Genomic DNA, 18,821 nt, shown 5'->3' with positions numbered 1-18,821 from the left:
GCGGCACCTCAATCCTCTTATTAAGCAATCGGGGGCAATAACTGTACATTGGCTATCACTTATTATGCTAAGAGTAGTTTAGTAATATATTTTTCAAAGAGTCTTATTATTAACGATTTTCAGTTGTATGTTGGTGGTTTATGACAAACTAATATTAACCAAAGCTAACGGTATTGCCTTTCCAGATATTAATCGACGGGGCTAGCTTACTTATTAATTCCCTAGAGGAGGTTAGTGATAAAATACATTCTCCTGACGTTTTAGTAAAAACAGTCAAATAAAAATGGTAATGTGCTTGATACGTTCGTTCCTTCGATTCACTATCATGGTTGTTTTATTCCATTTTTCTCGTTTAGTATGAATACACCGTAAGAACCAGGCACTAGAAAAAATTCTAATCATATATAGTGATATCCAGTACGAAATTGGTGAGGTGGATATTATGGAACCAATGTTACCTATGGAGAAATATTTCGGTAAGTTAGAACTGATTTATGCATTTAATGGGGCAATGCCTACAGGTGTTAGTGTGTCAGAAAACGGTCGTATTTTCATTTGCTTTCCAAAATGGGGCGACGATGTAAAATTTACGGTTGCCGAAATTGTTGGGGATCAATTGCGACCTTATCCTAGTTACGAAACCAATTTGATTGACCCAGGGAATATCACAATGTCTTTCATCAGTGTCCAAAGTGTAGTTACCGATGGCAGGGGAACACTTTGGGTATTAGATACAGCGGCACCCAATTTTTCTGAACCCATAAAAGGTGGGGCAAAATTAGTCGCTGTTGATTTAAAAACCAATACAATTAGAAGAGTATATACCTTCACAGAAGATGTTGTCCTCCCCACTACTTACCTGAATGATGTCCGATTTGATTTTCGTGTTGGAAATGCGGGTTATGCATATATAACCGATTCATCTTCCAAAGGACCAGGAGCTATTATCGTTGTAGATTTAGAAAATGGAATCGCATTTAGACGATTAAATGGAGCAAATTCAACTTCTCCCGATCCTTATATTTTACCGAAAGTAGAAGGTGAAATTTTGATGAACCGAAACAAAGATGGCTCAACATCTCCTTTTAGATTGGCATCTGATGGTGTAGCGATTTCTCCCGATGGAGAAAATTTATTTTTCTGCCCACTTACCAGTCGTCATCTGTTCTCGATTTCAACAGAAGCCCTAAGAGACAGAACGATATCGGACATGGATTTACTATATCAGGTGGAGTATTGGGGAGAAAAAGGGGCTTCTGATGGAATGATAACAGATGCAAAAGGAACCGTTTATGCTGGAGATTATGAAAATAACAGTATCCGTAAGATATTGCCGAATGGCATAATGGAAACAATTGCACATGACCCGAGAATTTTGTGGCCGGATACTTTTTCAATTGGTCCGGACCAATATTTGTATGTTATTGTGAACCAATTACATCGGCAGGCAAGATTTCATTATGGAAAAGACCTGCGACAAAAACCTTATAGTTTACTTCGTATGAAAATTGATGAATTTCCTGCTCCTACCTTTTCATAATAAAATTAATTGGTTCAATTTTTTGTAAAATATGAACGGGTAAGCCTTTTACCAATAGGTTGTAATTTGCTTAATTTAGTTCTTATGCTAAAAGAAATCATTGAATTCATAATTGTAAAAGAAAATGGCAAATGCAAAAAAGAGGGAAATTGTACATTTCCCTCTTTTAAATATAAATGGTTTATGAGAAACAGTTTTGGTTGGTTAACTATTATTTTTATTGAGTGGGTAAGTTCAATGCTGTATTGATATTATTTAAATCTAAATTAATTTGTTCGTTTGTATCCCAAGCATGGCACCATCCTTTTTCTTCCATATAAGCAGAAATTTGTTCATGCATATCAAGAGCTTCTATTAAATGGCGAGTGAGCATTTCTTTAATTTCCGGCGTTCCTGCTTCCGTAACGGCCATGGCATAGTTTCTAGCTCCACTTTTAGCTGCAATCAATAAATCCATTGCAACCACTTGATCCGATAGGGCATTCATGCCTGTTAATTTTTCAATGATTGGTTTCATGTTCATTCATCTCCTATTTTACTGCTGAGCGTTGGAAAGGATAGAAGCGTATTCTTGTAATTGTTTCGTAGATGCATCAATGTCTTGCTGCATAATATCTTTTAATTGCTGATCTGTAACTAACCCTTTCATCGTTTTGGATTTAGTCAAACAATTGGTCTTAAATGCAGCCATTTCATGGACCTCAAGAACTTCATGTAAGGCGTAGTTCATTTTTTTTACCTCCTTCCTCAAGGTTTCAACACGACTTTAATACAATCATCCATTTTTGTATCAAAAATCTCATAGCCACGCTTTGCTTCACTAAGTGGAAGTACATGACTAACAACGTCTCCTGGATCAATTTTTCCGGTCGAAACTAATTCAAACATATATGGCATATAGTGAATTACAGGTGCTTGTCCAGAGCGAATATTAACGTTACGGTTCATAATATCTCCCATTGGGAATCCATTATATTTGCCACCGTAAACGCCTGTAACTTGGATTGTCCCGCCTTTACGCACTGCTTGAGAAGCCATGATAAACGCACCGAATGCTCCGCCTTGTAGCTTCATTCCACTCGCGAGGAACTCTAGATCAGTCATTTTACCGTCCATACCAACTGCATCAATGACAACGTCCGCTCCGCCCTTCGTCATCTCTTTCAAATGCATTCCAACATTTTCAAAGTGTTCGAAATTTACAATTTCAACTTTGTTGGTACGTTTGGCGTGTTGCAATCGATAGTTTACATAATCTACGGCAATCACACGTTTTGCTCCTTTTAGCCAACAGAATTTCTGAGCAAAAAGACCAACCGGACCACACCCCAAAACAATAACTGTATCTCCATCCTTTACGCCTGCATTGTCAACACTCCAAAAACCAGTAGTCATCGCATCAGCAATAACGGTTAATTTTTCATCCGGTTCTTCACAAGTCTCAGGAATTTTGAAATGAGTAAAGTTGGCAAACGGTACTCTTAAATATTCAGCTTGCCCACCTGGATAGCCACCCGTCGTACCCGAATATCCGAAATAGGCACCCATATCACCATTATCATTAGAATTATCACATTGGCTTTCCAAATGGTTCTTACAGTAAGAGCATTCACCGCAGGCTATATTAAAAGGAATAATGACTCGATCTCCTTTTTTTAGCGTAGTTACATCTGGACCAACTTCTTCGACGATCCCCATTGGTTCATGGCCAATAACATAGTTTTCTTGCAGGTTAGGAATCATGCCATGAATTAAATGTAAATCTGATCCACATATAGCTGTACTCGTTACTTTAATAATCATGTCATCTGGTTTTTCAATCTTTGGATCTGGAACTTCTTTGACTACAACATTTTTAATACCTTGATACGTTACTGCCTTCATGCTATACAGCCTCCAGTGTTAGTGTTCATCAGGTGTCCGATCAAACATACCTTTTCTATTGTTATTAACAGGAAATAGATTCATTTTACCCATCATCAATGTGTTATTGGCAGAAAGTTGATCTAGTTTATACTGTTCACTTAGTTCATTTGGATGGAACCATTTTTTGTCAATCATAAGTTCTGTAATTTCTTGGTGCATGGCAATACCTTGCATTAACTGGTTTCGTAACAGTTCTCTAACTTCAGGGGATGCAGATTCGGTTAATGCAACAGCGGTATTTCGCACACCTTCTTTGGCACGTAGGAGGAAATCCATGGCAAATGTGGTGTCAGCTAGCTCAGGTACATGTAATGAGTTTATAGGGTCTAAATAGTCATTATTCAATGAATTTTACTTCCTTTCAATTTATTATTGGTGTTGGTCGGCTTTGAGGAATAGGAGCTTCAAAAGGTGCTCGGTTATAGATTGCCTGTAATTCTCCAAGCGCTTGAATAGATTGTTCAACATCCTTTTGCATTAATGCTCTCAATTCCTGATCAAAAACCACTCCTTGCATAAGTTTTGATTTTGCTAAACACAGGGTCTTAAAATTAATAACTTCATGTAGATCCAAGGACTCGTGATCCGCTAATTTTCGAATATCCATTTTGGTCCCCTCCTTATTGATTTAATCAAAGGGTATTGTTCCAAACTTAAGAAAAATCATTCATTACACATCCAAAGCAGAAAACCATAGGTGCTGACTTTAATTGTAAACCTGTTTTAAATCAATTCCTTGAACCAATTAGTTAAATTCTAGATGAATATTGCCACAGATATGATTCGATAATTTAGCTGAATGGCATACTGAATAATTGAAGGTGTTTATTTAATTCTAAATGAATTTAACGAATAAATACGACTGTAAAATGTAAAATACGGATGAATTGGCACGAAAAACAAAGAGATTGGGAAGAGACTTATGATATGTGGGAAAATTATTGGATGATGAAGACATTTATGATGTAGAACAAAAAAAGAAAACCTGATGGATAATGGAACTAAATTAATCATATATTACGGGCGCCAAAGTTAAAGACACACTAAGGTCTGGCTCGACTCTGTTTGGGCCATACTATTGACCATCAATTATAAGTACATCATATATAAGGGTGATTAAAATAGTTGTAAATCTAATAAGTGGTTTTATTATGCCTTGGCTATTTTGTATTTGGTTATATAAGCGAGAAAGAAACATTGTACAAATTATCACACCTTTTGTTGTACTTCTATCTTTTACTATAAATATCTTAGGAAATGAGTTTTGATTTTGGGTATTGTTGCCGGTATTTGATATAAAATCTCTTTCAACACTTCCGTTTATTTTAGGTTTATATCCAGTTTTTTCAAGTTATATGATATTTTTTATTAAGGAGTATAAAAAAACATGGTATTGGATTCTTCTTTTTTCATTTGGAACAACATTTTTGGAGCTATTGCTCCTCCTGTATGGAAGGGTCATATATGGTAATGGGTGGAATATCTTTTTTACTTTTATTTCATATCTGATACCTTATTACGTTACTTATTTGTTCTATAAGTTAGTCAAAACATACAAGTTTCGTAAACACAATACCTAATTATTCATAAAGGTTTCATAAAAGTTATTTTAATCGATTATATCCTTCTTCCGTAGTTGGGGTGCTTTTTATTTGTATGGTTTTTCATATAGCAACAAATTTGTTTAGCAATTAGATTCTTACGAAAAATAGCTCTCAAATTAATACAGCGTTTATCACTGTAATTTGCAATAATCCCCTGTAACTTTCAAGTAAAGGGAGCTTTAACAGAATCAGAACGAAACCAACTTTTTCAGAATTTTATTATTGCGCAATCAGTATTTCCTCTTAGAGACGTCTCGCTTAATATTGTATCCGTTTTATATTTCTTAGATTGAGAATTATATAATTCTAGGAATGGGGCAATTGCTGAAGCTCTTCTTTTAAACGTCGTTGTAATAAATACATTCCATGAAGATTAGTACAAAAAAAGTAAGCTAGAAGCTGAACCGCATACATTTTTAATTTGTATAAATCCACCAATAAAGACAAAACATAAGCTAACATTTTTTAAGGCGGTGTCGTGTTTTGCCCATAGATAAGAAATTGACGATAAACATTAATGAAAAGGAATATATGGTTAACCCTGCACAGACAGTGTTTGAAGCGGTTAGAAAATACGGTGTCTATGTTCCTGGCATTTGTTCAACCCAACCCGACCTGGGTATTGGTGTCATCCAAACGTGTGATACATGTTTTATAGAAATTGATGGTGAATTGAAAAGGGCGTGTGCAACTATAGTGGAGGATGGGATGATTGTAAAAACCCATTCGGAAAAAGTTCAACAATCCCAACACGAGGCGATGTCACGTATTCTTGAAAATCATGAACTCTACTGTACGGTGTGTGATAACAATAATGGTAACTGTGAAGTTCATAATGCGGCTGAATATTTAGAGATCGAGCACCAGGATTACGTGTTTAGAGAGAAACCTTATCCTGCAGATCATTCTCATCCTTTCTATCGATATGAACCTGATCAGTGTATTCTTTGCGGACTATGTGTAGAAGCTTGCCAAGATCTTCAAGTCAGTGAAGTTTTGACCATTGATTGGGAACGGAAGCAGCCTCGAGTGATATGGGATGACGATGTGCCAATCGATCAGTCATCTTGTGTTTCTTGTGGGCATTGTGTTTCTGTATGTCCATGTAATGCCTTGATGGAAAAATCAATGCTTGGAAAAGCTGGTTACATGACAGGCATTCCGAATGATGTGCTCGAACCTATGATCAATTTGACAAAAGAAGTTGAACCGGGGTATCGGGAAATATTAACGATTTCAAATATTGAAGCAACCATGCGCAAGGATCGTATAGATAGGACGAAGACCGTATGCACTTATTGCGGAGTTGGCTGCAGTTTTGAAGTATGGACAAAGGATCGGGAAATATTAAAAATCCAGCCTGATCCTGCTGCTCCTGCCAATGGAATCTCTACATGTGTAAAAGGTAAATTCGGCTGGGATTTTGTTAATAGTGAAGAAAGGTTGACTACCCCTTTGATTCGTAAAGGTGATAAATTCGTCGAGGCGTCCTGGGAAGAGGCTCTCTCATTGATGGCTTCTAAAATGACAGACATTAAAGAGACGAATGGAAACGATGCTATTGGATTTATCTCATCATCGAAATGTTCGAATGAGGAGAACTTTTTATTTCAAAAGTTGGCGCGTAGTGTTTTTGGCACGAACAATATAGACAATTGTTCGCGCTATTGCCAAACCCCTGCTTCAACGGGATTAATGCGGACAGTTGGCATAGGAGGGGATTCTGGAACGATCGGGGATATCGAAAGTTCAGATCTGGTGTTAGTAGTCGGAGCTAACCCTGCAGAGTCCCACCCTGTTTTAGCAACAAGAGTAAAACGGGCGAATAAGCTTTTTAATCAAAAATTAATCGTCTTTGATTTGCGGGAAAACGAACTGGCTAAACGTGCAGATTTATTCATAAGTCCGAAACCTGGGACTGACTTAGTATGGTTGAATGCTATTGCAAAATATATCATTGACCAAGACTGGCATGACAAAGCATTTATCGACCAACGGGTCAATCATTTCCAAGGATTCGTGGACTCCTTGGAACTTTATACATTGGAGTATGCCGAAGAAAAAACAGGTCTGAGCAAAGAGCTCTTAATAAAAGTAGCAACAATCATTCATGAAGCAAAAAGCATGTGTGCTCTTTGGGCTATGGGTGTAACTCAACATATAGGCGGTACTGATACGAGTACAGCTATATCGAACTTACTCCTTGTAACAGGGAATTATGGAAAACCCGGAACAGGCGCATATCCTCTGCGCGGCCATAATAATGTTCAAGGAGCCAGTGATTTCGGTACCATGCCCGAATGGTTCCCTGGTTATGAATCCATTGAGGATGATCGAATCCGTGCTAAATATGAAAAAGCCTGGGGAACTACTTTACCAAAGGAGCCTGGTTACAACAACCATGAGGTAGTCGAGGCGATTCATGATGGGAAAGTGAAAGCTATGTATCTTTTCGGTGAAGAAATGGGAATAGTGGATTCCAATCTAAATTATGTTAACAAAGCTTTTGAAAAACTAGATTTCTTTGTGGTCCAGGATATCTTTTTCTCGAAGACTGCCCAGTTCGCTGATGTCGTTTTACCTGCAGCTCCAAGTCTAGAGAAGGATGGTACCTTTACAAATACGGAAAGAAGAATTCAACGTTTTCACAAAGTATTTGAACCCCTTGGGGAAAGCAAACCAGACTGGCAGATTTTTCAGGAATTCGCAAATACACTAGGTGCAGATTGGAACTACGAACATCCTGGAGAAATCATGGCAGAAGCCGCGAAACTAGCTCCGATCTTTTCTGGTGTCAGTTATGAACGTCTCGATGGTTGGAACAGTCAGTTGTGGCCTGTTGATAAAGACGGGACAGACACTCCCTTGCTTTTCGAGGAAAAATTCGGTTTCGAAGATGGAAAGGCACGATTATTCCCAGTGGAATGGACTCCGCCATTTGAGCCTGGTGAGGAATACGATCTCCATCTGAACAATGGACGTATATTGGAACATTTCCATGAAGGTAATATGACCTATCGTTCAGATGGAATTACTCATAAAGTTCCTGAGCCATGGCTCGAGGTATCAGAGGAGCTGGGAAGGAAACGAGGCATTAAAACAGGTGCCCTTGTTCGGCTAAAGTCGCCTTATGGTGAAGCAGAAGTAAGGGTATGGGTTACAGACCAGGTCAAGGGAAATGAATTGTATTTTCCTATGCATACGATGGTCGAAAAAAGTGCTGTCAATCTATTGACGAGTAGTTATCATGACAAAGTCACCCACACCCCTAATTACAAAGAAATGAATGTCAAGATGGAAGTGATCGAGCCAAGTGGGCCATCCCCAATTCCTGACGTCAATCACCGTTTTGGTAATCCTCAACCACAAAAAGGTGTGGGGGTGGAACGTAAATGGGCACGCAAAGATTTTACCTCCATACCTGAATTCATCAAGAGAAAGGGAGTAGAACATGGCGAAAGCGATCAAGCAAATTGATAAAACTTTTGTAACTCCTGAAAAAAAGCAGCAGGAAGACTTAAATCTTATTCTTAATCAATTAGCCCAAAACAAAGAATCTATTCTCTTGATGGTAGAAATCATTGAAGAGCTTAGAAAATTTGGACTCCTTGATATTGCAAAAGGAATGTTGAAAACACGGCATGAGCTTGGAATTTTAGCAATGGAAGAGCTTGATAAACCTACTGTCCATGATTTAGTGAAAAGTGGAATCGGTGCCTTCAACTTTATTACAAAGGTCGATCCTAAACAACTTGATCGCATATTGAACGGAGCAAGCGAAGGTCTTAAAGGAATGACAGAAAATCTTCCAGAGGACGAGAAGTTAGGAATGTGGGGGCTTGTCAAATCGATGAGAGACCCTGAAGTCAATCGATCCCTCACGGCAATGGTGCATTTCTTGAAAGGCATGGGCCATGGGTTGAAAAACGATTAGGAGAAGGTGATGAATTGAAGGAAGTCACATTCCATATTGAAGGGATGACAGATGCATCGGATGCGGAGAAAGTAAAGGGAGCCGTCAACGAAGTATGGGGGATACGAAAAGCTGGTGTAAGTGACGATTTGAATAAATTGACCATTTCTTATAATGAAGAAGCCGGGTCTTTGGTCGACTTTACACAAGCCATTCGGGCGTGTGGATATGAACCTATACAAGAATAAATTTATAATGTTCCAATTCATTAGAAATCCTTGGGCTGCAAGGGTTTCCTATTTTTTTTAGGAAATTATGAAATTCAATTTATTAAATCATAATAAAAATGCCTGGTCCTTATTCTCTTCTTGAATATCTTGAACCAGGCATTCTTCATTTTAAACTCTCAACAGACTTTTTAAATATTATATTGGTGAGTATCATTTTGACTCCAACTGCCTAGTAAGCTGTAGCTTATAATCTTTTTAGTTAGTGGACGGAAGTGGACCATTTGTGGACCAAACTCTTTAATATTCATAATAAGTGAGCCGGTTTTTTCCTATCGACTTCTCATAAAAACTGCTATCACAGTATTCATTAAAAGGTTTTCGGAAACGTTCTTACTTAGACATTCATTTGACAGGGTGGAGGTCGTTGGTTTGAGCCCAATCGGAATCATCCATACAAAGTGCCGGAATCGCGCGGTTTCTCATCCAAGGAGAGGCCTCGTCATTTCTTTAATTTTTATCGATTGTTGCTGAAATATTTAAATTCTTTTGGCCCGTAATTTTCCAATCCTCATTTTTTTCATCTATTGCATTCTAAACAATAAAAAAGCACGCCTTTCCTCGGATCTCCAAGGAAAGACGTGCTTACAATAACATTTCCGCTTAAAAGGCGCTTAACTTATAATATGACCGTATTCTTTAGAGCGGCAATAAGGTTTTCGAAGTCTTGATTCACCTGGTCACAGAATTCAGGTTTTTTATAATTTCCCTCTTGAGAACTCGATAGACCTGGCTCAATCAGTAACTTCCTTCCGCCCATGAGCACAATTTCTAATTTTCTAGGAGGTGTATTGTCTGACATGCTGTAATCCACAAACCATTCTTTCAGGGAAATGATTCTTTGAGTAAATAGAGTTTCCTTAGTAACAGCCATATCTTTTGAAATTGCCAAAATCGTCAATGTCCGGTCGTTTCGGTTCACGATATACAGTTGCTGTTCGTCTGGAGTCAGTATCTCTAAAGAGCAAAAGTTGTCTGACTCAAAGATTTCTTCCGTGAATTCCAAGACAGCAGCCTGACGCAAATTTTCCTGACTAGAAGAATTTAACCTTTCTTTTAGTTCGATGGACAATTTCATTCCTCCTTAATGGTTTTCATAGATAAAATCCCCGTTTTGTAACACATAAAAACTTAAATTGGATAAATTAAACATTAATAACTATATTTAGTAAGGGGCATCTATACAAAGATCTATTCTCTCGACATATACTAAAAAAATATGCTAAGAGAAAAGTATGAAAGAGAAAAATGTATGGATAATCTGTAGAATGTCTTGGGTGTGAGAATTCTAGTTAAGGAGTTTTATCGTAATAAGATCAAGAAAACTTTTGAGTCAAAAATGGGATAAAATTTTATTATTTTTGACTTAGTGATTACGGTAAAATCAATAGCCTAAATTGTAACCTAGTGAACGAAAGTTGACCAATTGTAAGACTTCTTTCAAAATTATAATTCTGAGGAAGGAAACCACCACTTGTATTTCCATAATGGTGATCATTAGACGGCAAAAAGCCGATAGAAATCTAGAGAAAACTAAGCTTCCCGCTTTGAGGTGCTTTTTTCTTTAGGACACTTCCTGAAGGGTATACGGTGTGCATGTCTTCTTGTGGAAGAACAAGAGACTGTACGCTTCTTAACATTGGAGGCCTGAAGTCTCAATCACATCGTAGAAGGTCCAAGCAGTATCTAGGTTAATGGACTTAATTAACTACCTGATTTATAGGGTAATGATTTAAGTGGAAGGAAAATAAATCTACCTGTTGAAAGTAGTCGAAGGAGGTGTTTTTTGTGAAAGAATTAACAGTAAGTGTGTCCCTGGCAAATGGTCATGTCGTAAAGCTGAATCTTGAGAGAGAAAGTGTTGATTCAATCATTGAAGAATTATATGAGGGAAGCGGTAAATTTAATGAAGGCGGAGTCGCTTTTTCAAAGGATGACGTCGTTTCAGTTGAAGCCAGTGAGAAGAAGTCAGGCAGGGTCAGCAGCAGCGCAAAAACCTATATGCCATGAAAAGCATCCTACGCTGGATGCTTTTTCTTTCAATTAAATCGAAGTTTGATTATCAGACAAAATATTGATAAAATTAAGAAAATTTAATAATTTTTGCAGAATAGCTGTATATTCTAATTGACTCTGCTCAGTTGAAGCAGGGCATGGCATTAGAAATAAGACCAGCCGATGCGCATGAAGAAAAGTATAACGAATTATACTCTTATTTCTGCTGCGTATCAGGCTGGTTTTTTTATATAAAAAAGGAGGGATCTTATAGAACTGGTTATTTCCATTTGACTTTACAACCATACCCTTTTTCCTGCTTACTTCAAATGTATCTATTTAATTTCCAGGAGGTTATAGACATGAACTGGGCGGATATGATTTTTTACAATGGAAACTTGCTTACAATGGATGATGGTTCTCCTTTAGCTAATGCAGCTGCCGTGAAACAGGGAGAGATCATCTATGTAGGCAATGAACAAGAAGCCCTTTTTTATCAAGGGGCTGATACAGAGGTTATTGATTTAGAGGGGAGTACTTTAATGCCTGGGTTTATAGAAAGCCATATACACCCCGCGATCTACGCGCAGACTTTGTTAGAAATAGACTGTAAGCCAGAAGCAGCGTCTTCTTTAAAGGAAATCTTAAGTAAAGTGAGAGAAAGTGCTGACCAAACGGAAGAAGATCAGTGGATTATTGGATGGGGATGGGATGACAGCAAATTAAAAGAAAAACGTAACCCTACCCGCTGGGACTTAGATGAAGCAGCCCCCAACCATCCTGTAGTTTTAAAAAGGACATGTGCCCACATGGCTGTTGCTAATACCAGGGCACTGGAATTAAGCGGAGTAACGGAAGAAACACCAAATCCTCAAGGCGGACATATCGAACGAGATTCAGAAGGAAGATTAACAGGATTATTACAGGAAAAAGCTCAAGGGTTAATTGCCGCACCAAAATATAGTCTTCAGGAAATGGCGGAAGGTATGAGACGGGCTCAGAAGAAGTTTGCTTCGTGGGGGATTACGACTGTCCATGATATGTCGACACAAACTGATGACTTACAGCTTTATCAATGGTTACTAAATGAAAACGAATTGAGTGTAAGAATCAGACCTTGGTTATGGGCTGTAGATCAAAATGGGTTTACAGGTTCATTGGAGGAAGTATTAAAAGTCGGGATAAGAAGCGGTTTTGGAAATGATAAGTTAAAAATTCAAGGCTTAAAGTTTATGCTCGATGGAAGTGTTGGAGGAAAAACGGCTGCATTTTCGACTCCTTACATAGGAACAGAGGAAACAGGAATTCTTTATAACACAGTCGAAGAAATTATGCCTCTTATGAAAAAAGGCATCAAGTCCGGGCTTCGTATTGCAGTCCACGCTATTGGTGATCGAGCGATTGAAACTGCCCTTCATTCATTTGAAGAGATCAGTCGTACGGAGAAGATAAACGATATGCGCAACAGAGTAGAGCACTGTATTTTTCCTTCAAGGGAACACTTGAAGATGATGAAGAATTTGGGTTTAATCGCTGGATCCTCTTTAGGTTTTCTGTACGACATCGGAGACAACTATATAGACAAATTAGGAAAGAAAAGGATGAAAGGGGCCTTTCCTCATCAATCGATGAAACAGCTCGGCATAACGGCTCCAGCTAACTCTGATTTACCAGTATGTGATGCAAATCCGTGGAGAGGGATTTACAGTCTTGTCACGAGGAAAACATCGAGTGGACAAGTGGTCGATGAAGAAGAACGAATCAGCGTATGGGAAGCTTTAAAGTCCTACACAACAGATGCTGCCTACAGTTCCTTTGAAGAAGAACAACTTGGTGTTTTAAAAAAAGGAGCTAAAGCCGATCTTATCGTAATTTATGAAAATCCATTAGAGATAGAACCAGAAGAATTATTATCGATTCGAACAAAAGCCGTATATGCGGACGGAAAGTTAATTTATAGTACTCAACCATCGGAAAGGGTGATTTAATGTTTAGCAGCCAGCAAGAGGTTATTCTTATATCTATTATTGCTATTTATTTTGTATTCTTATTTGGGCTTTCTCTCTTTATTAATAGAAATATTAAAACATATGAAGATTATAATGTAGCCGGCCGTTCTACTAAACTGATGCCTCTCATCTTAACATTTGTAGGTACAGCTATTGGAGGATCCATATTGCTCGGTTATATGACAAATGGTTATAACGCCGGCATGGGGCAGCAGTGGCTGGCGATCGGTTTTACCTTAACCTCCATTGTTATTGCTGCCTTTTTATTAAAGCGGATTAGACTGCTTGGCGAAAAATACAATATGGTTACTTTAGGTGACTTCACGGCGCTTCGCTTTGGAGAAGGTGCAAGGATCCCTACTGTCATCAGCATACTCTGCGCTTACTGTGCTATTACCGGTATGCAGTTTGTCGCAATCGCTACGATCTTGAAACTGACCATAGGATTAGATATGACGATAGGAATTATAATAAGCTGGGTACTTTTAACGTTGAAGACCTATTACGGGGGTCTTAAATCCGTTATGGTCCAGGATGCCATACATGGAACGATTCAAACAGCTGGGGTATTCTTTTTATTAATTGTAATCCTGCTTATGGTTGGTGACTGGGGAGCTTTTGCTGAACGTGCCAGAGGAGCAGAAGCTGGGAATATGTTAAGTATTTTTAATATCAGTCCTTCTGAATTTTGGGTGTACATGCTGACGATCGGAGCCTACCAGTTTGTAAGACAGGATTTATGGCAGCGGTTTTGGGCTGCTAAAAACATAAAAACAGCCATAACCGGTTTCTGGGCGGCGATTGTCTTAGGGTTTTTAACCGCAGCAGCCACCGTTCTAATAGGAGTATTAGCTCGTTATGGTTTAAATATGACGGGCATTGACCCTGCATTGATTTATTATGAAATCATTGGTCTTGTTTTACCTTTTCCTTTAGTGATTATAATGCTTATTGCTTTATTAGCCACTGTCATTTCCTGTGCCGATTCATTTTTCCTTGCCGCTTCCTCATCCGTTGTAAATGATGTAGTAAAGCCTAGAATGAAAAGCTTTGATGATAAGAAAATGTTAACATACAGCAGGAGATCAGTAATCGGTGTTTCGATCATAGCTTTGCTGCTGGCTCTCTATATCCCGCAGCTTGTTACTTTATGGATCACTGGAACAGCTATGCTCGTATCTGGATTGCTGGCACCTGTGATGTTCGGATTATTCTGGAGAAGGACAACTAAAACAGCAGGACTTGCAGCTATGTGGACAGGACTTATTGTAGCTGTATTCTGGCAGATTGCCGGCCATCCATTTGGTCTCCATCCTGTTTTCCTAGGGCTGCCTGTTTCCATTGTAGTTCTACTGACCGTTACTTTATTGTCTAAGCGTGAAAGGGAAAATGCGATGTATGATGAGCTGAAGAAATCCGGTTGAATGTAAAAGAAGCGGTTTCCCTTCTATGCAGGGAAACCGCTTCTTTTTTATGTCAAATCCTTTTTAAAAACATAGCTCACTTTTTGATAATCCAATTTCTTTTCATAAAATCGATGAGCCTCTTCACGCTGTAGACCCGAAGATAGGGCAATAGAATTATAGCCATTTGAAACGGCCCAATTATGTACATAGGTCAGCAGTTCCTTACCACAGCCACTGGATCTAACATTAGAATCCGTGACTAAATCGCAAACCCAGATGAATTTTCCATAGTAAAGGGTGATTTGCGGCATAAAACCAATAACGGATACAATTTTTTCTTTCTGATAAAGGGCAAACATCTTATAGTCTTGCTTCTTTTGTGCTTCTTCTACGAGCTCTACATACGCTTCTTCGCTGTGCTGGGGCCGAAGCTGCTTCATAACGGGATAAGCTTCTTTCCATTCTTCTCTGGCAGCCAGCTCTATTATTCCTGTATCCATTCTAAAACTCCTCTCTTTAAATGAATCTATTATAGACCTCACAGGGAGTTAACACAATGAATAATGGACGTCGTCTATCTTTTTTTTTTTCAAATGCTTTTAATAGAAAGAAAAATGTCAGACTCCGCGATATGCGGAATCTAACACATCATCCATCCTTAGCTGTAATTGGTAAATCGTTTATTTATTTAAAACCAAGAATCCCACATGCTTCCGCGTTTTTTATGATGGCGGCGGCTGTTATTATTATTTTCACTGGCCCCCATGACATCATTATTTAAACAACGGTTTACTGCACGGCAGAAATCTTCTCCATCAATATACGACTTGACAGGTACTTTGAAATTGTTATCAGAAACTCCTGCAACATTGTTACAGCTGCCTTTATCAGAAACACCGGCAATGCGTCTGCGGTTTTTTGAAGCACCGCCTACATTATTGCTTCTTCTGCACCCCATATATTTCCCTCCTTCTGTATGCAAGTAGCGATACTCTATATTCTATGAATAAAAACGAAATCTGCTAAGACAGCCTCCTATTTTATTAGAAAAAGTGCTTTCCAGCCTATTAAACCTGATGAATGAATCTATTCAATTTATATTTAGGTGGAAAGTATGAGAAAATGATAGTAAGGGTGTATTCTGGATGTCAGCACTTTAAGTGTTTAGGTATAGAATGATACAGGTGAAGGGTATACGAGTGCTCAATAAGTAAGGTAATTTAAATCAAAAGAATAGATAAAATTTTTTAAGGTTACTGTATGAATAGGGTTATATAGCTACTAGTGTTGATAGTGAAATGCTCTGTTACCTTAATGCGGAAATTATGAAAAAATGTTTAAACAAATTTATTGACTGTACATACCTGTGAGGGGTATATTGGAAATAAGAGGAGGAAAATGCAAATGAACGATGAGTTTTTACCAGAAAACAGTGGAAAAAAACCTGTTACTCCTAGAACGAATAAAGAAAAAGAAGCTGTAATGAATCGTTTGAAGAGGATTGAAGGACAAGTAAGAGGCATTCAAAAAATGGTGGAAGAGGACCGTTACTGTGTCGATATTCTTATCCAAATTTCAGCGATTAATAAGGCATTAAATAAAGTAGGGTTTAATTTAATGGAGCGTCATACCCATCATTGTGTCGCAAGTGCGGTGAAGAATGGCGATGGCGAAGAGGCGATTGATGAGCTGATGAAAGTGATTCAGCAATTCTCTAAGTAAGGAGGCCTATGTAATGAGCGGACAAAAGAGTATGCGTTTAGGTATTACAGGAATGACATGTTCCGCTTGTTCAACAAGGATTGAAAAGGTGCTCAACAAAATGGAAGGCGTCCAGGCTAATGTAAATCTGTCTATGGAAAGTGCTTCCGTTACTTATGATGATCAGCAAGTGAACCCCCGTCAGATCACAGAAAAAATTGAAAAACTTGGATATGGTGTTCAAAAAGAAAGAGTAGAACTTGATATACACGGTATGACGTGTTCTGCTTGTTCAACGAGAATCCAAAAAGTTTTAAATAAAATGGACGGAGTAGAAAATGCCGCCGTCAATTTAGCGACAGAGGCAGGTACTGTGGACTATGAACCTGATATTGTGTCTATAGACATGATTATTGAGAAAGTAAAAAAACTTGGTTATGACGCAGTGGTCAAGCAAGAACGAGCGGAACAGAAGGAATATAAAGAGGAAGAAATTAAGAAACGTAAGCGGCAGTTATGGATTTCTGCTATCTTATCTTTTCCATTGCTTTATACGATGATTGCTCATTTGCCATGGGATGTTGGCTTGCCTGTCCCCTCTATTTTAATGAATCCATGGTTTCAGTTTCTGCTGGCTACTCCTGTTCAGTTTTATATTGGGGCGCGCTTTTATACAGGAGCTTACCGGGCGTTACGGAATAAAAGTGCCAATATGGATGTGCTCGTAGCATTAGGTACATCGGCGGCTTATTTTTACAGTGTTGTGGAAGCCATTCGCTGGCAGATAAACCATGATAGGATGGCGGAACTCTACTTTGAAACAAGTGCTGTTCTTATTACCTTAATTTTAGTTGGTAAATTGTTTGAATCTCTCGCTAAGGGACGAACAACGGCAGCTCTAACAAAACTATTGAATTTACAAGCAAAGGAAGCCACTGTAATTCGTGAAGGAAAAGAAGAAAAGATTCCTGTAGATCAAGTTCAGGTTGAAGACATTATTATCGTTAAGCCTGGAGAAAAAATCCCGGTTGATGGAAGTATTATCCGTGGCATTTCTTCTGTTGACGAATCAATGATTACAGGTGAATCCATTCCTATAGAGAAAAAAGAGGGAGATCCTTTGATTGGTGCTACCATTAATAAAAATGGTACCCTGCAAATGAAAGCAGAGCGGGTAGGAAAAGACACCGCTCTTGCTGGAATTGTAAAAATAGTGGAGGAAGCTCAAGGCTCGAAAGCGCCGATACAGCGTACCGCAGATATAATCTCCGGTATTTTCGTCCCGATTGTTGTTGGTATTGCTATTCTCACCTTTGCCGTATGGTTCTTCTTTGTTTTACCAGGTGAATGGCCGGCAGCTTTAGAAGCGGCCATTGCCGTACTGGTCATCGCCTGTCCCTGTGCTTTAGGGCTTGCTACACCGACATCTATTATGGTGGGAACAGGAAAAGGGGCTGAGCAGGGAATCCTCTTTAAAGGAGGAGAATATTTAGAAGGTACTCAAGATTTGACAACAATCTTATTAGATAAAACGGGTACCGTTACTAAAGGAAAACCGGAAGTTACGGATTTAGTTTCGATTGATTATGATGAAAGGAAACTTCTGCAAGCTTTAGCGGCTGCCGAAAAAGCTTCTGAACACCCTCTTGCTGAAGCCATTCTCGTTTATGGTCAAAAACACAAAATAGAAGAGAAGGAAGCCTCTCATTTTGAAGCGATACCAGGATACGGAATTTATGCGGTCGTGGAGGGGGAGAAGATTTATGTAGGAACTCGCATGCTTATGGAGCGAGAAAATTTATCCTATGAAAAATACGAAAATGCTCTTTCAGCCCTTGAGAATAATGGTAAAACAGCAATGCTCATAGCAGTGGATGATGAAATCAAAGGCTATGTAGCAGTAGCCGATACGGTAAAGGAAACGTCTAAACAAGCCATTTCCGATTTAAAGCAGCTTGGATTAGAGGTTTATATGGTCACAGGCGATAATGAACGAACCGCCAGAGCAATCGCTAAGCAGGTAGGTATTGATGGAGTTTTTGCCGGAGTACTGCCTGAAGAAAAAGCCGAAAAAGTAAAAGAACTTCAGCTTCAAGGGAAAAAAGTAGCTATGGTAGGTGACGGAATTAATGATGCTCCGTCCCTGGCGACCGCTGATATTGGCATAGCGATTGGCACGGGTTCTGATGTCGCTATTGAAACCGCTGATGTAACACTGATCGGCGGTGACCTTGAAAATTTAAGTAAATCTATTCACTTAAGCCGCGCGACGATGAAAAATATTCGGCAGAACCTGTTTTGGGCTCTTGCTTATAATACGGCCGGTATACCGGTAGCTGCTATTGGATTATTAGCACCTTGGGTGGCAGGTGCAGCGATGGCTTTTAGTTCAGTAAGCGTAGTAAGCAATTCGCTTCGTTTAAAAAGAGCAAAAATATAA

General features: G+C 38.7%; 18 protein-coding genes. 10 read left to right on the top strand and 8 right to left on the bottom strand.

Annotated elements, in window-relative coordinates:
• The first annotated feature begins 442 nt into the window (after positions 1-442).
• A complete protein-coding gene (locus B7E06_RS13955; protein WP_082234576.1) occupies positions 443-1,540 on the top strand; it encodes an L-dopachrome tautomerase-related protein in 1,098 nt (365 codons plus the stop codon).
• 217 nt (positions 1,541-1,757) lie between these two features.
• Here the strand turns inward: B7E06_RS13955 and B7E06_RS13950 are convergent, their stop codons facing one another.
• Genes B7E06_RS13950 through B7E06_RS13930 form a run of 5 tightly spaced genes read right to left on the bottom strand, consistent with a single transcriptional unit; the run spans position 1,758 to position 4,073 of the window.
• Complete coding sequence (locus B7E06_RS13950; protein ID WP_082234575.1) at positions 1,758-2,057, bottom strand: spore coat protein; 300 nt, start codon at positions 2,055-2,057, stop codon at positions 1,758-1,760.
• Positions 2,058-2,075: 18 nt separating this feature from the next.
• Complete coding sequence (locus B7E06_RS13945; protein ID WP_082234574.1) at positions 2,076-2,270, bottom strand: hypothetical protein; 195 nt, start codon at positions 2,268-2,270, stop codon at positions 2,076-2,078.
• A gap of 17 nt (positions 2,271-2,287) precedes the next feature.
• Positions 2,288-3,424 (bottom strand): zinc-dependent alcohol dehydrogenase, encoded by a 1,137-nt coding sequence (locus tag B7E06_RS13940; RefSeq protein WP_082234573.1) that lies wholly within the window; start codon positions 3,422-3,424, stop codon positions 2,288-2,290.
• 18 nt (positions 3,425-3,442) lie between these two features.
• Complete coding sequence (locus B7E06_RS13935; protein ID WP_082234572.1) at positions 3,443-3,811, bottom strand: spore coat protein; 369 nt, start codon at positions 3,809-3,811, stop codon at positions 3,443-3,445.
• 16 nt (positions 3,812-3,827) lie between these two features.
• A complete protein-coding gene (locus B7E06_RS13930) occupies positions 3,828-4,073 on the bottom strand; it encodes a spore gernimation protein GerQ (protein ID WP_082234571.1) in 246 nt (81 codons plus the stop codon).
• 670 nt (positions 4,074-4,743) lie between these two features.
• Here B7E06_RS13930 and B7E06_RS22420 point away from each other — a divergent pair.
• From B7E06_RS22420 to B7E06_RS13915, 4 genes are all read left to right on the top strand, one after another.
• Positions 4,744-5,046, top strand: a complete 303-nt coding sequence (locus B7E06_RS22420) for a CBO0543 family protein (RefSeq protein WP_425432197.1) — start codon at positions 4,744-4,746, stop codon at positions 5,044-5,046.
• A gap of 513 nt (positions 5,047-5,559) precedes the next feature.
• The gene (gene fdhF, locus B7E06_RS13925) at positions 5,560-8,547 is read left to right on the top strand and encodes a formate dehydrogenase subunit alpha (RefSeq protein WP_082236016.1); all 2,988 of its coding nucleotides are present in this window, start codon (positions 5,560-5,562) and stop codon (positions 8,545-8,547) included.
• Positions 8,522-9,004 carry a helical membrane plugin domain-containing protein gene (locus tag B7E06_RS13920; protein WP_082234570.1) on the top strand — a complete coding sequence of 161 codons (483 nt, stop codon included), beginning with the start codon at positions 8,522-8,524 and terminating at the stop codon, positions 9,002-9,004. The genes fdhF and B7E06_RS13920 overlap by 26 nt, the downstream gene beginning before the upstream one ends.
• 14 nt (positions 9,005-9,018) lie before the next feature.
• A complete protein-coding gene (locus B7E06_RS13915; RefSeq protein ID WP_082234569.1) occupies positions 9,019-9,231 on the top strand; it encodes a cation transporter in 213 nt (70 codons plus the stop codon).
• 658 nt (positions 9,232-9,889) lie between these two features.
• Here the strand turns inward: B7E06_RS13915 and B7E06_RS13910 are convergent.
• Positions 9,890-10,348 (bottom strand): hypothetical protein, encoded by a 459-nt coding sequence (locus tag B7E06_RS13910; protein ID WP_245807740.1) that lies wholly within the window; start codon positions 10,346-10,348, stop codon positions 9,890-9,892.
• 710 nt (positions 10,349-11,058) lie between these two features.
• Here B7E06_RS13910 and B7E06_RS13905 point away from each other — a divergent pair.
• The 3 genes from B7E06_RS13905 to B7E06_RS13895 all read left to right on the top strand — a co-directional run bounded on the left by B7E06_RS13905 (position 11,059) and on the right by B7E06_RS13895 (position 14,698).
• The gene (locus tag B7E06_RS13905) at positions 11,059-11,280 is read left to right on the top strand and encodes a hypothetical protein (protein WP_082234567.1); all 222 of its coding nucleotides are present in this window, start codon (positions 11,059-11,061) and stop codon (positions 11,278-11,280) included.
• Between the two features lie 347 nt (positions 11,281-11,627).
• Complete coding sequence (locus B7E06_RS13900) at positions 11,628-13,253, top strand: amidohydrolase (RefSeq protein WP_179134059.1); 1,626 nt, start codon at positions 11,628-11,630, stop codon at positions 13,251-13,253.
• The gene (locus B7E06_RS13895; protein WP_082234565.1) at positions 13,253-14,698 is read left to right on the top strand and encodes a sodium:solute symporter family protein; all 1,446 of its coding nucleotides are present in this window, start codon (positions 13,253-13,255) and stop codon (positions 14,696-14,698) included. The genes B7E06_RS13900 and B7E06_RS13895 overlap by 1 nt, the downstream gene beginning before the upstream one ends.
• A gap of 47 nt (positions 14,699-14,745) precedes the next feature.
• Here the strand turns inward: B7E06_RS13895 and B7E06_RS13890 are convergent, their stop codons facing one another.
• Both B7E06_RS13890 and B7E06_RS13885 read right to left on the bottom strand, forming a co-directional pair.
• Positions 14,746-15,180 carry a GNAT family N-acetyltransferase gene (locus B7E06_RS13890; RefSeq protein ID WP_082234564.1) on the bottom strand — a complete coding sequence of 145 codons (435 nt, stop codon included), beginning with the start codon at positions 15,178-15,180 and terminating at the stop codon, positions 14,746-14,748.
• 188 nt (positions 15,181-15,368) lie between these two features.
• Positions 15,369-15,638 (bottom strand): hypothetical protein, encoded by a 270-nt coding sequence (locus B7E06_RS13885; protein ID WP_245807739.1) that lies wholly within the window; start codon positions 15,636-15,638, stop codon positions 15,369-15,371.
• A 446-nt stretch (positions 15,639-16,084) separates the two neighbouring features.
• On the opposite strand from B7E06_RS13885, the gene B7E06_RS13880 reads away from it, so the two are divergent.
• The gene (locus B7E06_RS13880; RefSeq protein ID WP_082234563.1) at positions 16,085-16,402 is read left to right on the top strand and encodes a metal-sensing transcriptional repressor; all 318 of its coding nucleotides are present in this window, start codon (positions 16,085-16,087) and stop codon (positions 16,400-16,402) included.
• A 13-nt stretch (positions 16,403-16,415) separates the two neighbouring features.
• Positions 16,416-18,821: a heavy metal translocating P-type ATPase gene (locus B7E06_RS13875; protein ID WP_082234562.1), complete on the top strand. Its 2,406-nt coding sequence runs from the start codon at positions 16,416-16,418 to the stop codon at positions 18,819-18,821.

Origin of the sequence: Halobacillus massiliensis (assembly GCF_900166625.1) — a bacterium.
Classification (GTDB): Bacteria; Bacillota; Bacilli; order Bacillales; family Halobacillaceae; genus Halobacillus_A; species Halobacillus_A massiliensis.
The sequence above is the reverse complement of the archived record's forward strand: the minus strand, read 5'-3'. Positions and strand labels throughout refer to the sequence as shown.